The following is a 17929-nucleotide window of genomic DNA, read 5'->3' on the forward strand; positions in this document are numbered from 1 at the left end:
ACCGTCCCCCGGCGGGCCGTCCGCCGCCCCGCACACCGGCCGGTGCCAGGTCGGGCGGCCGCCGCGGGGTGCGGTGACGTGCGGCGGGCCGTCACGGGGTGTCGGGTTCCGGCTGGTGGACGCCCGGTGTGGCGTCGCCCGCCGAGTCGTCGCCCGAGGCCAGCCAGCCGCCCAGACCGGCCGCCACGACCAGCGCGGCGGCGGTCGCGCCGAGCTTGATCCGGCGACGGCGCAGCGCGTCCGGCGACGAGCGGTGCCGGGCCGAGCCCGCCCGGCGCTCACCGGCGGCGCGCGGGGCACGGGCCGTGCCGTGTGCCCCGCCCGCCAGCTCGTCCGGGCCGGGGACCCGCATGCTGGTGTGCGTCTCCCGGTTGGAGTCGGGGACCGCGCCCTGGACGAGCGGGACGGCGCCGCGCTGCGGGGTGGCCTCCCCCTGGGGCGCCGGGTGGAACGGCTCCTCGCGGGACGCGGCGGCACTCTCCGGCTCGTCCTCCGGCTGCTCGTCCTCCGGCTCGTCGATGTCCAGCGGCGGGATGCCGGCCAGGCCGGGCAGCATGTCGCGCAGCCGGGCGGCGAGCTCCGGGGCCCGCAGCCGGGAGGCCGGCGCCTTGGCCAGGCACTGCAGCAGCAGCTGCCACAGCTCGTCCGGGATGCCGGGCAGCGGCGCCACGCTCTCGGTCACATGGCGGCGCAGCACCGCCCCGGGATGCCCGCCGCCGAACGGCGTGAACCCGGCGAGCAGCTCGTACAGGACGGTCGCCAGCGCGTAGACGTCCACGGAGGCGCGCGGCGGGAGGCCCTCGATGATCTCCGGGGCGAGGTAGTCGGGGGTGCCGATGACCTTGGCCGAGCGGAGCGGGACGGAGGTCCCCCCGGCTGGCGGCTGGGACAGGGCCCGGCGCGGCGAGTCGACGAGCCGGGCGATGCCGAAGTCGGTGAGCAGCGCGGGGTGCGCACCGCCGGGGCCGAGCGGCCCCTGCATGTCCAGCAGGACGTTCTCGGGCTTGACGTCACGGTGCACGATCCGGGCGGCGTGCGCCGCGGCCAGTCCGTCGGCGACGTCGGCGGCGATCGCGACGGCGGCCTCCGGGGCCAGCCGGCGTTCGCGCTCCAGACGGGTGCGCAGATCGGTGCCCCGTACGAGGTCCATGACCAGCGCCAGGTCGTTGCCGTCGACGACGAGGTCGCGGACGCCGACGACATGCGGGTCCGCCAGGCTCAGCAGCGCCGCCCGCTCCTGCACGAAGCGGCCGACGAGTTCCTGGTCGGCGGCGAGATCCTCGCGCAACAGCTTGATGGCCACGGCCCCTTCGGGGCCCTCGCCCAGCCATACCGTGCCGGCACTGCCGCGCCCCAGGATCTGGTGGGCGGTGTACCGGCTGCCGATCTTCCGTGCCAAGACTGCTCCGACGTGTCGGGCCCCCGAGCGTCCTGCGGGGGCTGAGGTTGGCGTCAAAGCTACGCGGATGCCAGGGGGTTCAGTGCCCCGGAACGTGGCAACCTTCACTTCTGTGAGCGAAATTGTCCGTCAGAAGTCGACAAATCCACTGGGTCGCCTCCCGGACCGGTCCGACGCGTCGGCGAAGTGAGGCGCCGGAGGCTCGGGCACTCCGCGCTTCGGAGCGCTGGTGAGCCGGTGTACCGGCAGGTCGCAGCGCTGCCGCGACGAAGCCGTGGAAACGGTGCGGGCCCGGCCGGCCTGCGGAACAGGTGGCACGGGCCCGTCGAGGAGCGCGCGGAGGCTCCGGGGCGCCCGCGGACTGCGCCGAGTCCGCGGGCGTGCGGTGTCAGCCGCTGAGTTTCTGCACGAAGCGCTGCACGCTGTTGAAGACGTGCCCGACCTGGGAGAAGAAGCCCCGCGTCGTGCCGATCCACTCCTGGAGCGGGGTCAGCTCCCACACCAGCCACGCCGCCACGAACAGCAGGATCAGCGTGAACAGGCAGCCCTTGAGGCAGCCCAGCCCCGGGATCTTCATGGGGTTGGCGCTGCGCTGACGGGGCTCGCGCCGGGGCCGGGGCTCCGGGGCGGGCGGCCGCTGCGGTTCGTAGCGCTGCGGCGGCGGCTCCTGGCGGCGCTGCGGGGCCTGCGGCTGCTGCTGGGCGTACGGCGCCTGCTGCTGGCGGTACTGGGGCTGCTGCGGGCGCTGCGGCGGCTGCTGGGGAGCGGCCTGGCGCTGCGGACGGCGGCGCAGCGGGTCCTCGGCGGGATCCAGGTACTGCACCTGGGTCTGCTCGTTGCGGTCGCGCGCGGCCCGCATCTGGGACTCCCACGGATGGGGGCCGTCGGGGCCCTGCGGTCCGCCGGGGGGTGCGCCCATGGGCATCGGCGGCATCGCGCGGGTCGGGTCGGCGCCGGGGCCGCCCGGTCCGCCCGGTCCGCCCGGTCCGCCCGTGGACGGCAGCACGCTGGTCGCCGCGGCCGGGTCGTAGGACCCGGCGTTGGACGGGAGCACCTGGGTGGGGTCGGCGTCGCCGCCGGGCGCCTGGGCACCGTCGGCGCCCGTACCGGGGACGGTCGCGGGCGCGGGGTCGGGGGCGAGCAGCGCGGCGACACCGAGCGCGGCCTCGGCCGCGGCCGGGGTGGCGTGCACCCCGATACCGCCGGCCACGGTGCGCAGCGCGCGGGCGAGGTTCTCGGCGCTGGGCCGCTCCTCGGGGCGCTTGCGCAGGCAGCGCTCGATCACCGTCCACAGCGGCTCGGGCAGCGTGCCGGGGCGCTGCGGCTCCTCGCTGAGGTGGCGGTGCAGCACCTCCAGCGCGGTCGACCCGGCGAACGGCGGACGGCCGGTGACCAGCTCGTACAGCAGGATGCCGGCGCCGTAGATGTCCACGGCGGAGGTCTGCGGGCGGCCCTCGGCGGACTCCGGCGCCACATAGGCGGGGGTGCCGACGAACTCGTGGGTGCGGGTCAGCCCCGGGGAGTCGGCGAGGCGGGCGATGCCGAAGTCGGTCAGCATCGGGTGCATCTCGCCGCTGCCGTCCGACCCGGCGAGCAGGACGTTGGCGGGCTTGAGGTCGCGGTGCACCACGCCGTCGGCATGGCTGGCGGCCAGCGCATCGGCGATCTGGGCGGTGAGCAGCGAGGCGGCCACCGGGCTCAGGGCGCCGTTGTCGCGCAGATAGCGGTGCAGGTCGGGGCCGTCGACCAGGTCCATGACCAGGGCGAGCAGATCACCCTCGACGACGAGGTCGCGGGTGCGGACGATGTTGGGGTGGGTCAGGCGCAGCAGGACGGAGCGCTCCCGCAGGAAGCGCATCACCACGTCCGCGTCGTGCGCCAGCTCCTCCTTGAGGACCTTGATCGCGACCGTCTCACCGGGCTCTCCTGCCACGGCGGCCTCGGCGCCCGCCGTCTCCCGCTGGCGGGCACGCCAGACGGTGCCCGTGGCACCGCGTCCCAGCGGCTCCTCGAGCAGGTACTTGCTGCCTACCGGCCGCACGTCATGCGCTCCCTGGTCGTGGTGGTTCCGTTGCCCGGCCCGCTGGATCAGCTGATCAACTCCGCGCGGCCCGTCCGACCCACTGTAGTGCCGTCGTACAAACTTTTCGGTCCGGCGGCCCGGGACGGACTTGTGGGGAAGACGCACTTCCGGAACGGATGGTTGCCTGCCGCGGCCGGCCGGTGCCGGTGCCCGCCCGGCGCATCCTGCCGTGGACCGTCCCGAGCTGATCACGGCAGTCGAAATCCGGCCGGGCACGGCACGCAAGCAGGCACTTTTTCGCCCTTAGAAGACCAATCAAGATCACTGAATGGCGGTCGGCGGGCGTGTTGTCAGTGGCAGGTGCGAGGATGCTCCTCAGCACGATGCGGTGGGGGCGCGCGGTCTTTGTCGCGACGTGCACTTGGGACTTGTACGTGCCGACGTGCCCGGGTGCGGTGGGGGGAGTGAGCGGGCCCCCTGTCGGATCCCGGCAGAAGGGACCGTTGACGGCGATGCAGATCCGGCTGACCGTCCTCGGGCCGCGCAGCGGCCACACCACACGGACCTGCGATGTGCTCGTGACGGCCCCCGCCGGGACCGCGCTGGCGGCGGTGGCAGGCTCGCTCGCGGCCTCCGTGGCGGGCTCGGGTGCGGATGTCGGCGGCTCGGGAAGCGGCGGCCCCGTCGTGCTGTACGCCGGGACCGAGCGGCTCGATCCGCAGCGCGCGGCGATCGGCGAACCCCCTCTGATCGACGGGGCGGTGCTCTCCCTCCACGGCCCGGGCCCCGCCCCGGCCCACGGCCTGCCGCACGGCTCCGCCCGCCTGCGCGTCGTCTCCGGCCCCGATGCCGGCGGGGTGCACCTGCTGCACGGCGGCCAGATCCGCATCGGCCGCTCCGCCGACGCCGACGTCCCCCTCGACGACCCCGACGTGTCCCGGCTGCACTGCGCCGTGACGGTCGAGCCGGACGGCTCGGTGTACGTGGCCGATCTGCGCTCCACGAACGGCACCGTCGTGGACGGCACCGACCTCGCCGACCGGCCCGCACCGCTGCGCCCCGGCGCCCTGCTGCGCATCGGCGAATCCGCCCTGCGCCTCCAGTCCGCGCCCAGCGCCCCCGACCCCGCCCTGCCGACCGCCCCGGACGGCGAGGGACATCTGCGGATCGCCCCCGGGACGGCCGACGCGTACCCGGAGACGGAGGCGCCGGGCCGGACCGGGGGCTACGGAGAGTTCGGGCCGCCGACGGGTCCGCACGGAGCCACCTCCGCCGCGGCGGGGGCCTATGCGGGAGCCGGGGACTACACCCGGACGACCGGCGACGCGGCCGGCCCCGTACCCCCCTCCGCCTCCGCACAGGCACCACCGGAATCGGCGGGGCGGCGGGACACTCCCCTGCGCGGCACCCCGACCCGGTACGACGCCCCGGGCCGGGGCTCCGCGCGGGGCGCCACCGCCGCACCCTTCCCCGGGGCCTCCACGGGCCATGTCTACGACCGCACCACCGGCGGCGGCCCGGCGGACGGCTTCGGCCCCGGGGTCCGGGAGCGCGGCGACGGCTTCCCGGCCGGTGCGCAGGACCCGACGCACGGCGGACAGCAGTCCTTGGCTCCGGCCGACGACGGGACCCGTAAGGGCGGGCGGCGGGGCGGCATCGGCGCCTGGGCGCGGCGGCTGGCCGGTGGCCGGCCCGCCGTGGAGCGCCCGGCCGACGCCTTCACCCCGGAGTACGAACCGGCCGGCGCCTCCCGGTCGGCCTTCGCGGACCCCGCCGAGGGCGTACCGGCTCCCGAGACGCTCTCCGGGCCGGCCGCGGACGAACGATGGCCGGATGCCGCCGCCGTCCTGCTCACCGCCCTGGGCCCGGGCCCCCGCCTCTGGGAGCGCGGCCCCGACCACCCCGACGCCCTGACCATCCGGCTGGGGACGGCCCCCCGGCACGGCGGCCGGGCTGCCGCGCCGGTCACCGTCGATCTGCGCCGGGCGGGCTCCCTCGGCCTCGCCGGGCCGCGTACGCGCCTGACCGGCCTGGCCCGCGGCGCCCTCGCCCAGCTCGCGGCCCTGCACTCCCCCGGCACCCTCGACCTCGTGCTGATCAGCGCGGACCGGTCGCGCCCCGCCGAGGAGCGGGTGGCGGAGTGGTCCTGGCTCGGCTGGCTGCCGCAGGTCCGCCCGGCCCACGGCCAGGACTGCCGGCTGCTGCTCGCCTACGACAAGGAACAGGCCGCGGCCCGTACCTCCGAACTGGTGCGCCGCCTCGACGACAGCCCGCTGGGACCCGGCTGGCCCAGCGCCGAGCGGGCGGAGATCGCCTCCGCCGCCGCCCGCCACCAGGGCCCGTACACCCTGGTGGTCGTCGACGGCGACCCCGGGACCTCCGCGCTGCGCGAGACCACCGCCCGGCTCGCCGCGGGCGGCCCCGCGGCCGGTATCCACCTCCTGTGCCTGGCGGAGACCCCGGCCGCCTCCCCCGCCTTCCCGCTGGCCGCGACGTACGAAGCGGCCCGGGCGGCGTCGCCCGCCTTCGGCGAATGCGGGGCCGTCGCGGTGCTCAGCGGCGATGTCGCCACGGCGCTGCGCGTCGTCCAGCCGGGCTCCGGGCCCAACGGCACGGTCGCGACGGTGGACGCGGTCTCCGGCGCCTGGGCCGAGCGGTTCGCGCGGGCGCTGGCGCCGCTGCGCGAGAGCGACGCGGCAGCCGGGTCCGGCGGCCGGGGGGCGCCGCGCGCGGCCGTCCCGCTGCCCGACACGGCTCGTCTGCTGGACGAGTTGGGGCTGGCCCGCGCCACCCCCGCGTCCCTGATGGCCCGTTGGGCCGCCGCGCTGGACACCGACCGGCCCGGCGCCGCCGCGGTGCTCGGCGCCGGACCGCACGGCCCGCTGTGCGCCGACCTCGCCGCCGACGGCTCGCATCTCGTCCTGGAGGGCGCGGCGGCCACCGGCAAGACCGAGCTGCTGCGTTCGCTGGCCGCCTCGCTGGCGGCCGCCGACCGACCTGATCTGCTGTCGATGGTGCTGGTGGACGGCGGCGGCAGCGAGCGCGGCGACGGGCTGCGGGTCTGTACGGACCTGCCGCACGTCACGACGTACCTCGCCGCCTCGGACCCGGTCCGGATGCGGGAGTTCGCCCAGGCGCTGTCCTCCGAGCTGAAGCGGCGGGCGGAAATACTCGACGGCACCCCGTTCGCAGAGTGGCGGGCCAAGCATCTGCCGGCCCCCCGGATCGTCTCCCCCCGACGCCCCGCCGAGAGCGGCACCCGCGGTGACGGAGAGCAGGAACCGATTACTCACCGTAATCGTTGCCGTGATAGTGGAACGGGCGGCGGCACCGCGGCGAACCCGTCGGCGGACCCGTCGACCACCGGAACCCTGCGCCTGCGCGCCCGCAGCACCCCGCCCGCCGGTGCAGCGGCCCCGGAGGCCGGTACCGACGCCGCCGCGCCGATGCCCCGCCTCTTCGTGCTCGTCGACGACTTCGACGCCCTGGTGGCGCCCGCACTGGGCAGCACCGGCCGCCCGGCCGCCGGCTCCGTGGTGCGCGCCCTGGAGGCGGTGGCCCGGGACGGGGCGGCGCTCGGAGTCCACCTGATAGCCGCCACCGGCCACCCGGACCGCACGGCCGAGACCGCGACCAGCGAACGGGCCGGCCTGCGCGTCCAGTTGGGTGCCCTCGACGATCCGTCCGAGCCGGTCCCCCCGGGCCGCGGGCGGCTGCACCGCGCGGCGGACGGCTCCTCCACGCCGTTCCAGGCGGGCCGGGTGACCGGCCGGATACCCCGGACGTCCACCCTCCGGCCGACGGTCGTGCCGCTGGAGTGGCAGCGGATGGGCGACCCGCCGGCCCGGCGCCCCCTGCGCGAGCTGGGCAACGGCCCGACGGACCTGGCCCTGCTGGCCAGCGCGCTGCAACGGGCCGCACAGTCGTCGGGCGCGCCGGCCACCCCGCCGCTGCTGTGAGGCGCCAGGGCCCGCCATAGCCGTCGGGCGCTGTCGCGCTGGAAGCCGGGGCGGCGCGCAACTGCGGTGAGGCCGGTGTGGTGAAACCCGGTGGCGAAACACTGTGGTGAAACCCGGGGCGTCGCCTCATGGCGCCGTCACGCCCCGCGCAGTCAGCTCCGTACGCCCCCAGCCAGCTCCGTCACGACATCGGCGGCTCCGTCACGACACCAGCAGCGCCGTCACGAGTGCTCATCCCCGTAGCCCCGTCACAGCAGCCTCAGGCCCATAACAGCAGCGTCACGAAAGGCCAGTTGGGGCGGGAGGCGGTATTGCGGAGGCCGGGGGCAGGGCGTAGGACTGTCGCACACCGCAGAGCACGACGAGGCGCAGCGCGACCACGCAGCACGGCACGACCCACCGCACGGCACGACGCGAACGGCACGGCAGGGGCGCCGCGGCACGACGTGACACGGCCCCCTTCGCACCCGGCACGGCAGGCGCAGCGATAAGGGGCTACGGGGATGCGCAGACGACTCGACCGCACGGCTGGACGCGTCACGACCGCTGTGGCGGCGGTCTCGGCGCTCACCCTGGCGCTGGCCGCGTGCGGCAGCGGCGGCGGCACGAAGGACAACGGCAGCGGCGGCAGCAAGGGCGGCAGCACCGCCCCCACCGTGCGGCTCCCCCAGCTCAAGGGCCAGAAGCTGCAGGTCACCGCGGTCTGGACGGGGCCCGAGCGGGAGAACTTCGTCAAGGTGCTGGACGAGTTCGAAAAGCGCACCGGCGCCACGGTCGACTTCGTGCCCAGCGGCGACGACATGGCCGGCTTCATCGGCTCGAAGATCGCCGGTGGCGGGCCGCCGGACGTCGCGATGCTCCAGCAGGTCGGCGTGCTCAACGAGTTCGCCGGGAAGGGCTGGCTCAAGCCGCTCGGCAGCGCCGCGAAGGCGCAGCTCGCCAAGAACTACACCAAGGGCTGGCAGGATCTCGGCGCCCACAAGGGCACCCCGTACGGCGTCTACTTCAAGGCCAGCAACAAGTCGCTGGTCTGGTACAACGCCCAGGCGTTCGACAACGCCGGCGCCAAGGAGCCGAAGTCCTGGCAGGACTTCCTCACGACGGCGCAGACCCTCTCCGAATCGGGCGTCGAGCCGGTCTCGGTGGGCGGTTCGGACGGCTGGACGCTGACCGACTGGTTCGAGAACGTCTATCTCTCGCAGGCGGGGCCGGAGAAGTACGACCGGCTGGCGCAGCACAAGATCAAGTGGACGGACCCGTCCGTCAAGCAGTCGCTGACCACGCTGGGCCAGCTCTTCGGCCGTAAGGATCTGCTCGCGGGCGGCAACTCCGGTGCGCTGCAGACGGACTTCCCGACGTCGGTGACCCAGACCTTCAGCGGCGACACCCCCAAGGCCGCGATGGTCTCGTCGGCCGACTTCGCTGCCGCCAACATCAGCCAGACCAAGGCCAAGGTCGGCACGGACGCCAAGGTCTTCCCGTTCCCCGCGGTGGGCGCCAAGTCGCCGGTGGTGACCGGTGGCGATGTGGCGGTGGCCCTCAAGGACTCCAAGGCCTCGCAGGCGCTGCTGACGTTCCTGGCGTCGACGGATGCCGCCAAGATCTGGGCGCAGGCGGGCGGGTTCATCTCGCCCAACAAGGAGCTCGACCAGGCGGCGTACGCGAACGGGGTGATGCGCGAGATCGCCAAGGCGCTGATCGCGGCGGGCGACGACTTCCGCTTCGACATGTCCGACCAGGCGCCCGCCTCCTTCGGCGGCAAGCCGGGGCAGGGCGAGTGGAAGGACCTGCAGGACTTCCTGAAGAGCCCCCGGGACGTCGCGGGCACCCAGGCCCGGCTGGAGAAGGACGCCGCGAAGTCGTTCGGGCAGTGAAGCCGTGTAGGCAGTGAAGCCGTGTGAGCAGTGCAGTCGTTCGGCAGCGAGCAGGTGTCGCCGACCGTCTCGACCGGGACCGGGGGACCGTCACGATGAGCGCCGTAGAGGTCAGCGAGGTCAGTGACCGCAGCGAGGGCGGCCGGCGCGGGGGCCGCAGGCGGCGTGGCGGCGTCCTGGGCACCCGTCCCTGGACCGCCGCGGTGTTCTTGTTGCCGGCGCTGCTGCTGCTCGGTGCGCTGGTCGTCTACCCGATCGTCTTCTCGGTGTACCGCAGCCTGTTCGACGCGTCCGGCAACGGTTTCGTGGGGCTGGGCAACTACGGTGCGCTGTTCTCGGACGAGGGCATTCGTACGGCGCTGCGGAACAACGTCGTCTGGGTGGTGGTGGCGCCGACCGTGTCGACGGTGCTGGGGCTGATCTTCGCGGTGCTGACCGAGCGAATCCGCTGGGGCACCGCCTTCAAGCTGATCGTGTTCATGCCGATGGCGATCTCGATGCTGGCGGCGGGCATCATCTTCCGGCTGGTCTACGACCAGGATCCGGAGCGCGGTGTCGCCAACGCGGTGTGGGTCGGCATCCATGACACCTTCTCCGATCCGGCGCCGTTCCCGGGCGCCAAGCCGCGGCCGCATTCCGGTCTGGCGCCGTCCGGTGGCGGTGCGTTCACCACGCGTTCGGTGGTGCGGGCGGGGTCTCCGGTGAAGCTGCCGCTGGTCGCCGTCCAGCCGGGCGATGTGCGCGGCGCACGGGCCGCGGTCGCGGCCACGCCCCGGCCGGGCAGCGTCACCGGCACCGTGTGGCTGGACTTCACCCGTGGTGGGGGCGGCCGTCCCGGTGTCATCGACGGCAACGAGAAGGCGCTGGCGGGGCTGACGGTCGAGGCGGTGAGGGGCGGCCGGGTGGTCGCCTCGGCGACGACGGCGGCCGACGGTTCGTATGTGCTGCCCGCCGCGGCCGACGGCGCCCGGCTCCGGCTGCCGGCGGCCGATTTCGCCGAGGCCTACCGGGGCGTCGACTGGCTGGGCCCGGCGCTGGTCACCCCGGCCATCATCGGTTCGTACGTGTGGATGTGGGCCGGTTTCGCGATGGTGCTGATCGCGGCGGGGCTGGCGAGTGTTCCGCGGGAGCTGCTGGAGGCGGCGCGGGTGGACGGGGCGGGCGAGTGGCAGGTCTTCCGGCGGATCACGGTGCCGCTGCTGGCGCCGGTTCTGGTGGTGGTGCTGGTCACCCTCATGATCAATGTGCTGAAGATCTTCGATCTGGTCTACATCATCGCGCCGGGCTCCAGCATCCGGTCCGCGAACGTCCTGGCGCTCCAGCTCTTCCAGTCGTCGTTCGGTACCGATGTCGACGAGGGTCTGGGCAGCGCGATCGCCGTGTTCCTGCTGTTGCTCGTGCTGCCGGTGATGTACGTCAATCTCCGGCGCATACGGAAGGAGCGTCGCCGATGACGACGGTGGAGGGTGTCGTACCGGCCGGGCGTCCGGAGGCTGCCGGGGCCGGACGGGCGGGGCGGGCCGGGCCGTCGCGCGTCGCCCGGCTCGTGGCGCGGACCGGCGGCGGCGCGATGCGGGTCTTCCTGGTCCTGGTGGCCCTGTTCTGGCTGATGCCGTCGGTGGGGCTGCTGCTGTCGTCGCTGCGCAGTCCGCAGCAGATCGCGGGGTCCGGCTGGTGGCGGGTCTTCTCCGAGCCGGCGCAGATCACCTGGGACAACTACAGCCAGTTGCTCTCCAACGACAAGGTGATGGGTTCGCTGCTGACGACGGCGGCGATCACCGTGCCGGCGACGGTGCTGGTGGTCGTCATCGGCTCGCTGGCGGGTTATGCGTTCGCCTGGATGGACTTCCCCGGCCGGGACGGCTGGTTCATGGTGGTCGTCGGACTGCTGGTGGTGCCCGTGCAGGTGGCGCTGATCCCGGTGGCGAAGCTGTTCGGGGCGGTCGGGCTGTTCGAGACGACGGCCGGGGTGGTCCTGTTCCATACGGCGTTCGGGCTGCCGTTCGCGGTGTTCCTGCTGCGGAACTTCTTCGCCGAGATCCCGCGCGAGCTGCTGGAGGCGGCCCGGCTGGACGGGGCGGGCGAGCTGCGGCTGTTCACCCGTGTCGTGCTGCCGCTGGGCGGTCCGGCGATCGCCTCGCTGGGGATCTTCCAGTTCCTGTGGGTGTGGAACGACATGCTGATCGCGTTGATCTTCGCGGACAGCGGCCATCCGCCGATCACGGTGGCCCTGCAGCAGGAGGTGCGGCAGTTCGGCAACAACATCGATGTGCTGGCGCCCGGCGCGTTCCTGTCGATGGTGGTGCCGCTGATCGTCTTCTTCGCCTTCCAGCGTCAGTTCGTCTCGGGTGTGATGGCCGGCGCGGTGAAGTGAGCTCCGCAGCAGTGCCCGCCGGTGCCCGTCCGCGCGCCATCTTCCGTTCATGTTGCTGCGCCTACGATGCCGTCACTGCCGTGCCACGCATGGTGCGACGGGGGTGTGTCGCAAAGACCGCCCGGGTGCCGCTCGCACCTCGCTCGCCTCGGGTGAGGGCGCCCCGGTCCCCGTGGGGTCGCGCCCCCGCGCAGCGGCCCTGACGCCGGGCGCGGTCACAACTGCACAGATACCGCACGGATACCGCACCGCCATCGCATCGATGCCGATAACCGAACGCATCACCGCATATCAGGCATATCCACGGCAGACAGCGCCGGTACATACCGCACGCACTTCCCCCGCACGCGTCGTACTACGCCCTACGTTCCCGACCGTCTGGAGACGGACCGCACATGACTGCCCGCATCGCAGACCAGAGTGCCGAACAACTCCCGCGCCCCACCCGGCTGTCCGAGGTCAAAGGCTGGTTCTTCACCGCCGACCAGCTGCTCTTCGACTGGTTCCTGGCGCACCAGCAGGAACGCGCGGAGCCGGGTGATCTGCTCGAACTGGGCGCGTACATGGGCAAGAGCGCCATCTTCCTCGGCGCGCGGCTGCGGCCCGACGAGCGCTTCACGGTCTGCGATCTCTTCGACTCCCCCGCCGAGGACGCCTCCAACTCCAAGGAGATGAGGAAGTCCTATGCGACGCTGACCCGCCGCGCCTTCGAGGCCAACTACCTCGCCTTCCATGACGCGTTGCCCACCATCGTCCAGGGCCTGAGCTCCATCGTCGGCGACCATGTGGACGAGGGGTCGGTGCGCTTCGCCCATATCGATGCCTCGCATCTGTACGAGCATGTGCACGGCGACATCCGCACGGTGCGCAGGCTGCTCACCGACCACGGTGTGGTGGTGATGGACGACTACCGCGCCGAGCACTGCCCGGGGGTGGCCGCGGCCACCTGGCAGGCCGTCGCGAACGAGGGCCTGCGCCCCATCTGCATCACCGGCACCAAGTTCTACGGGACGTGGGGCGACCCCGAGCCGCTGCAGAAGGCGCTGCTGGAGTGGATCTCGTCCCGCGGCGACATCTGGCACGAGGTGCAGTACGTCAACGACGCCCCGCTGGTCCGGCTCAGCGCCAAGGGCGCGAAGGAGCCCGCCCATCCGGTCTCCCGGCACACGTCCGCCGGTGCCCGCGCCGCGCAGCGGCCGGCGGCGCAGTCGCCGAAGGCCTCCGCGGCCCGCCCCGGCCCGCGCCCGCCGGTCCCGGCGCGCGGCACGCTGCGCCGGGTCGCGCGCGATGTGCTGCCGCCGGTCGTCACCCGCGCCCTGGTGAAGGCCCGCCGGCGGGCCCGTACGCACTGAGGCACCGGCGCGGGCCGGGGCGGGACACCGCGCCCCGGCCCGCGCACCGGCGCCCGGGGCGGTCCGGCCCCGGCGCGCCCGGGGTTCCGGGGCGAGCCCCGGCCGGACGGGGTCGCACAGGGACGTCCCAGGCCCCACGAGCCCGCCATGATCCGAACGACACCCCCTAGCGCGGCACCTGCCCCACCAGGACGAACACATTGGACCGCAGCAGCATCCCGGCCGGGCGCGGCAGCGGATGGGAGTACGTCCGCCGTACGGCCAGGCCCGCGGACTCGGCGAAGGCGCGCAGCAGGGCGAAGTCGGTGAAGCGCACCGGGGTGGGCCCGGCCCGGTGCCCCGCCTCCTGTGCGGTGATCAGCAGCACCCCGCCGCCGGGCCGTACGTACCGGACGTAGGCCCGCAGCAGCCCTTCGACCTGCTCGTCGTCCAGGTGCTCCAGGACGTTCGCGATCAAGAGCGCGTCGAAGGCGCCGGGCCGGGCGTGCGGGCTCGCGAGGAAGGTGTCGGCCGTGTAGGCGGTCAGCCCGCGTTCCCGGCAGCGGGCCACGGACTGCGGATCGTGGTCCACGCCGACGCTGCCGGACGCGCAGTCGGCGAGCGTGTCGCCGGTCCCGCAGCCGATCTCCAGCACCCGGCCGGTGCCGATCCGCCGCAGCTGACGGCGGTACGGGGACCGGGCGGGCAGCAGCCGTGCCGGGCCGCCGCGTGCCCGGTCGTCCGGCAGCCGCGCGGTGGAGGCGGCCGGCGCGGTGCCCGTGGGGCGTGCGGGCCGGGCGGTCCGGATGTCGCTGCCGGGCGGCCCGGCGTCGGGGCTGTCGGTGGCGGCGGAGCTGTCGGTTCGGCCGGGCATCGGGACGCGGTCACCTTCCCTGGGGAAACACGGCGCGCCAGGCGCCGTAAGGCTGTGCAACGGGTCTACGGCATCAGACGCGGCCCGGCGCTACGGCGCGCCGAGTGCGCACACCGAGCGCCCTCACGCACACACGAACTGTCGACGGGTCCTCTCACCCTTTCAGCGCAGATCCGGTGACCGTGCCGCCGCGGGCGAGTTGAACGGACCGGTCTTGTGCATCGCCAGTCCGGAAAGGCTTGGTCCGCGTATGAAGCCTCGGCTCACCGTCGTCGTCCCGGTCCATCGCATCGAAGGGTCCGAGCGGAATGTGGAGGAGTGCCTGGAGTCGGTCGCGGCCCAGACGCTGACCGATCTGGATGTGGTGATGGTGGACGGCGGTCCGCCCGCGGAGGGCGGCGGGGCAGCCGCCGCCGCGGAGGGCACGCCCGCCGCTCTCGCCCGCCGTTTCGCCGAGCGCGACCCACGGTTCCGGATCGTCCACCACCCCGGGGGCGGTCCGGCCCCCGGCTGCGGCGCGCTCCGCAACACCGGTGCCCGGCACGCCTATCCGCACACCGCCTATCTGTCCTTCCTCGACGCCGACGACGTGCTGCTGCCGCGTGCGTACGAGGATCTCGTCGGCCTGCTGGAGCGCTCCGGCTCGGACCTGGCGACCGGCAACGTCTACCGGCTCGGGGCGGCCGGCCGCAGCCAGTCCGCACACCATCCGGCCGCCCGCCCCACTACGCTGCGCACCCGTCTCGGCGACGACCTCACCCTGCTGTCCGACCACTTCGCCCGCAACAAGGTCTTCCGCCGCGCCTTCTGGGACAAGCACCGATTCGCCTTCCCCGAAGGGGAGTTGTGCCATGACGCGGCGGTGACGCTGCCCGCGCTGTTCCTCGCCGGGGCGGTCGACGTCCTGCAGGAGCACGTCTGTTACTGGCGGCTGCCGGAAGGGTCCGACCGGCACCGCAGGCCCGACGCGCGGGGCGTACGGGACCGGTTCGCGGCGGTGGCCGGCATCCGGCGCTTCCTCGCCGACCCCGCCCACGCCCGGCTGCGCGCCCATCAGCGCGACTACGACCGCGCGCAGCTCACCGAGGGGCTGCTCGATCTGGTGGACGCGCTCCCGGCGGCCTCGCCGGAGTGCCGGACCGCGTTCCTCGACTGCGCCCGCGACTTCCTCTCCGGCGTCGATCCGGCACTGTTCCCCACGCTCCCCGTGGAGCTGCGGATGCGCTGGTACCTGATCCGCTCCGGGCGCCTGGCCGACCTGCTCACGCTGCTCACCCACGAGGCCCGCAACCCGGCCGGGTTCACCGTCGCCGGGCCGCCGCTGCGCAAGCGGGCGGTGCTGCCGCTGACCCCGCCGCTGGAGCTGCCGCCGGGGGTGACGCGGCTGGACCGCGCCGACTTCCCCGTACGGGCCCGGGTCCGGGAGGCGGTGTGGCGCCACGGCGTGCTGGTGCTGCGCGGCTACGCCTACATCCGGAACCTGGACGCCGCGCACCGGCACGGTTACCTCAGGACGGCCGTGCTGTCGTGCGGGCGGCGCCGGATCCTGCTGCCGCTGCGGCCGGTGGTGATGCCGGAGGCGACCGCCGAGTCCGGCCAGGAGCTGCACTGTTACGACTGGTCGGGCTTCGAGCTGCGGATCGATCCGGCCCGGCTGCGCAAGGGCGGGCGCTGGGAGGAGAGCGACTGGTCGGTCGGGGTGCTGCTGGCCTCGGGGGGCATGGTGCGGGCCGCGGCGCTGCACGCGGCGGAGACCGGTTCCGGCGCCGCCCCGTGCGCCCATGAGCTGCCGGGTGACGGGGCCGGCGCGGAGGGCGTCCGGATCACGCCCCGGTACCCGGACGGGCGGCTGCGGCTGTCGGTGGGCCGGCCGGTCCGGCGGTTGACCGGCCACCGTGCGGCGGCGGCCGGCGCCCTGGACCTGACCGTCACCACGCCCGGCCCGCCGCCCGCCGCCCTGCGGCTGACCCACCAGGGCACCGGCACGGTGGTGTCGTTCCCGGTGGAGACGGACCCTGCGGCGGGGGCGGGGGCGGGGGCGGGGGCCGAGGCCGGGGCGCGGAGCGGAGCAGGGGCACCGGGCGCGACCGAGCCGCGGGAGGCCGGCGAGGCATCCGGCCGCGTCCCCGGCCCCGCGCCCGCGCCGCTCGCCTTCCGTGTCCGTCTCGACGCGCTGGCCGCCGCGCGGCCCCCGCGGGACGGCGCGCCCCGGGCGATCCCGCCGGCCCACACCGAGAGCTGGGCGGCCGAGGTGGTGCTGCCCGACGGCGGCACCGACCCGATCGCCTGCGACCCGGGGCTGGCCCCCGTCGCCTATCCGCTGCCGCACGGCCGTGAGCTGGTCGTCGCGGCCGCTCCGGACGGCCGGCTCGTCCTGCACGACCGCACCCCGCAGCCGTACCTGGAGCGGGCGATGTGGCGCGCGGACGGCACCCTGCTGGTGACGGGCGGGCTGCCGGACGCCGCGCCGCACGCCACCGAACTGGTCCTCAAGCACGGGGCGCACGCCGCCGAGCTGGCCTTCCCCACCACCCACGACGACGGCCGCTTCCACGGCGCGCTGCCGCTCGGGGCGCTGCCCTCGCTGGCCGGGCCGCTGCCGCTGCGCGAGGGCCGCTGGACGCTGCACCTGCGCGAACAGGGCGCGCCCGGCTCGGCGCTGGACGCCCCGGTCCGCTGCGTACCGTCCCTCCTGGAGGGGCTGCCGGCCGTCCGTACGGTCCGCGGCAAGCCGCTCACCCTCGACCGGCACCGGCACGACGAGGCGCTCGTGGTGGCGGGGCCCGCCCTGCCCGCCACCGACCGGGGCCCCTACCGCCGCCGGTTGCTGCGCGAGCAGCACTATGCGCTGCACCGCTCCCGGCCGCTGCGCGACACCGTCCTCTACAGCAGCTTCGGCGGCCGCGCGTACGGGGATTCACCGCGTGCGGTGCACGAGGAGCTGGTGCGCCGGGGCATGGACGTGGAGCATCTGTGGGCGGTGCGCGACGCGCAGACCGCGGTGCCGGAGACGGCGCGTGCGGTGCTGGTGGGCAGCGCCGAGTGGCACGGGGCGCTGGCGCACAGCCGCTGGGTGGTCACCAACACCCATCTGCCCCGGTGGTTCACCCGGCGCGGCGGGCAGCGCATCATCCAGACCTGGCACGGCACCCCGCTCAAGCGGATCGGCGCCGACCTGGCCGGGACGCTGTGCGCGGGCCTGGCGCATCTGGCGCCGCGGCCGCGGGTCAGCCGGCAGTGGAGCGTGCTGCTCTCGCCCAACGCGCACAGCACGCCGGTGCTGCGCTCCGCGCTGGGCTACTCCGGCCGGCTGCTGGAGACCGGGCTGCCGCGCACCGACGCCTTCTTCGCCGCGGACCGCGACCGGACCGCGGCCGCGGTCCGCGAGCGCCTGGGCATCGAGCCCGGCCGGAGGGTGGTGCTGTACGCGCCGACCCCGCGCGACGATCTGGCCTACGACGCGGGCCACCACCGGCTGCATCTGCCGCTCGATCTGGAGCTGGCGCGGCAGGAGCTGGCGGACGATCATGTCCTGCTGGTCCGCGGTCATCCGCTGGTCGCCGACCGGCTGCCCGCCCACCACGCCCCGTTCGCCCTCGACGTCTCCGCGCATCCGGACGCCACCGAGCTGCTGCTGGCGGCGGACGTCCTGGTCACCGACTACTCGTCGCTGGCGGCCGACTTCGCCAACACCGGCCGTCCGATGCTCTTCCTGACGCCCGATCTGCCGCACTACCGCGACACCCTGCGGGGTTTCACGCTCGACTTCGAGGCCCGGATGCCGGGGCCGCTGCTCACCTCCACCGGTGAACTGGTGGACGCGCTGGGCGACTTGGAGGCGATCGCGGCTGCGGGCGCGGACGCGTACGCGGATTTCCGGGAGACCTTCTGCCACCGGGACGACGGAGGTGCCGCGGGCCGGGTCGCGGATCTGCTGGAGCGGTGATCGGGGCCGGTCCGCCGCAAGGTGGTGGCGTGCGGATCGGCATCGTGCGGCACTCGCGTCGTTACAGCATGTGCAGGCGCTTTTACGGGCCATGCACACCCGGGGCCCCGGCTCCCGCCCGGTAAGAAGACGGCAAGAGGGCGGAAAAG

At 74.6% G+C, this 17929-nt stretch carries 9 protein-coding genes; 6 read left to right on the top strand and 3 right to left on the bottom strand.

The genetic code is table 11. The features are described from left to right. Positions 1-91: 91 nt before the first annotated feature. Positions 92-1399 carry a serine/threonine-protein kinase gene (locus Scani_RS31310; RefSeq protein WP_159481122.1) on the bottom strand — a complete coding sequence of 436 codons (1308 nt, stop codon included), beginning with the start codon at positions 1397-1399 and terminating at the stop codon, positions 92-94. 388 nt (positions 1400-1787) lie between these two features. Next, a complete protein-coding gene (locus Scani_RS31315) occupies positions 1788-3440 on the bottom strand; it encodes a serine/threonine-protein kinase (RefSeq protein ID WP_159481123.1) in 1653 nt (550 codons plus the stop codon). A gap of 494 nt (positions 3441-3934) precedes the next feature. On the opposite strand from Scani_RS31315, the gene Scani_RS31320 reads away from it, so the two are divergent. From Scani_RS31320 to Scani_RS31340, 5 genes are all read left to right on the top strand, one after another. Then, positions 3935-7381, top strand: coding sequence for an FHA domain-containing protein (locus Scani_RS31320; RefSeq protein WP_159482479.1), 3447 nt, complete (start codon positions 3935-3937; stop codon positions 7379-7381). Between the two features lie 503 nt (positions 7382-7884). Beyond that, positions 7885-9255 carry an ABC transporter substrate-binding protein gene (locus Scani_RS31325; protein ID WP_159481124.1) on the top strand — a complete coding sequence of 457 codons (1371 nt, stop codon included), beginning with the start codon at positions 7885-7887 and terminating at the stop codon, positions 9253-9255. 95 nt (positions 9256-9350) lie between these two features. Beyond that, on the top strand, positions 9351-10709 hold the full coding sequence (locus tag Scani_RS31330) for a carbohydrate ABC transporter permease (protein ID WP_246296253.1): 1359 nt from the start codon (positions 9351-9353) through the stop codon (positions 10707-10709). Next, entirely contained in the window at positions 10706-11629 is a 924-nt protein-coding gene (locus Scani_RS31335) for a carbohydrate ABC transporter permease (protein WP_159481125.1), read from the top strand. The genes Scani_RS31330 and Scani_RS31335 overlap by 4 nt, the downstream gene beginning before the upstream one ends. A gap of 395 nt (positions 11630-12024) precedes the next feature. Further along, the gene (locus Scani_RS31340; protein WP_159481126.1) at positions 12025-12981 is read left to right on the top strand and encodes a class I SAM-dependent methyltransferase; all 957 of its coding nucleotides are present in this window, start codon (positions 12025-12027) and stop codon (positions 12979-12981) included. A 166-nt stretch (positions 12982-13147) separates the two neighbouring features. Here the strand turns inward: Scani_RS31340 and Scani_RS31345 are convergent, their stop codons facing one another. Beyond that, entirely contained in the window at positions 13148-13834 is a 687-nt protein-coding gene (locus Scani_RS31345) for a class I SAM-dependent methyltransferase (protein WP_159481127.1), read from the bottom strand. A gap of 250 nt (positions 13835-14084) precedes the next feature. Here Scani_RS31345 and Scani_RS31350 point away from each other — a divergent pair, with 250 nt between their 5' ends. Next, positions 14085-17780 carry a bifunctional glycosyltransferase/CDP-glycerol:glycerophosphate glycerophosphotransferase gene (locus Scani_RS31350; protein ID WP_159481128.1) on the top strand — a complete coding sequence of 1232 codons (3696 nt, stop codon included), beginning with the start codon at positions 14085-14087 and terminating at the stop codon, positions 17778-17780. Positions 17781-17929: the final 149 nt, after the last annotated feature.

This window comes from Streptomyces caniferus, assembly GCF_009811555.1.
Lineage (GTDB): Bacteria > Actinomycetota > Actinomycetes > Streptomycetales > Streptomycetaceae > Streptomyces > Streptomyces caniferus.

Coding starts and splice junctions, on each gene's coding strand:
- Scani_RS31320 (WP_159482479.1), top strand. CDS start 3,935: ATGCAGATCCGGCTGACCGTCCTCGGGCCGCGCAGCGGCCACACCACA.
- Scani_RS31325 (WP_159481124.1), top strand. CDS start 7,885: ATGCGCAGACGACTCGACCGCACGGCTGGACGCGTCACGACCGCTGTG.
- Scani_RS31330 (WP_246296253.1), top strand. CDS start 9,351: ATGAGCGCCGTAGAGGTCAGCGAGGTCAGTGACCGCAGCGAGGGCGGC.
- Scani_RS31335 (WP_159481125.1), top strand. CDS start 10,706: ATGACGACGGTGGAGGGTGTCGTACCGGCCGGGCGTCCGGAGGCTGCC.
- Scani_RS31340 (WP_159481126.1), top strand. CDS start 12,025: ATGACTGCCCGCATCGCAGACCAGAGTGCCGAACAACTCCCGCGCCCC.
- Scani_RS31345 (WP_159481127.1), bottom strand. CDS start 13,834: ATGCCCGGCCGAACCGACAGCTCCGCCGCCACCGACAGCCCCGACGCC.
- Scani_RS31350 (WP_159481128.1), top strand. CDS start 14,085: ATGAAGCCTCGGCTCACCGTCGTCGTCCCGGTCCATCGCATCGAAGGG.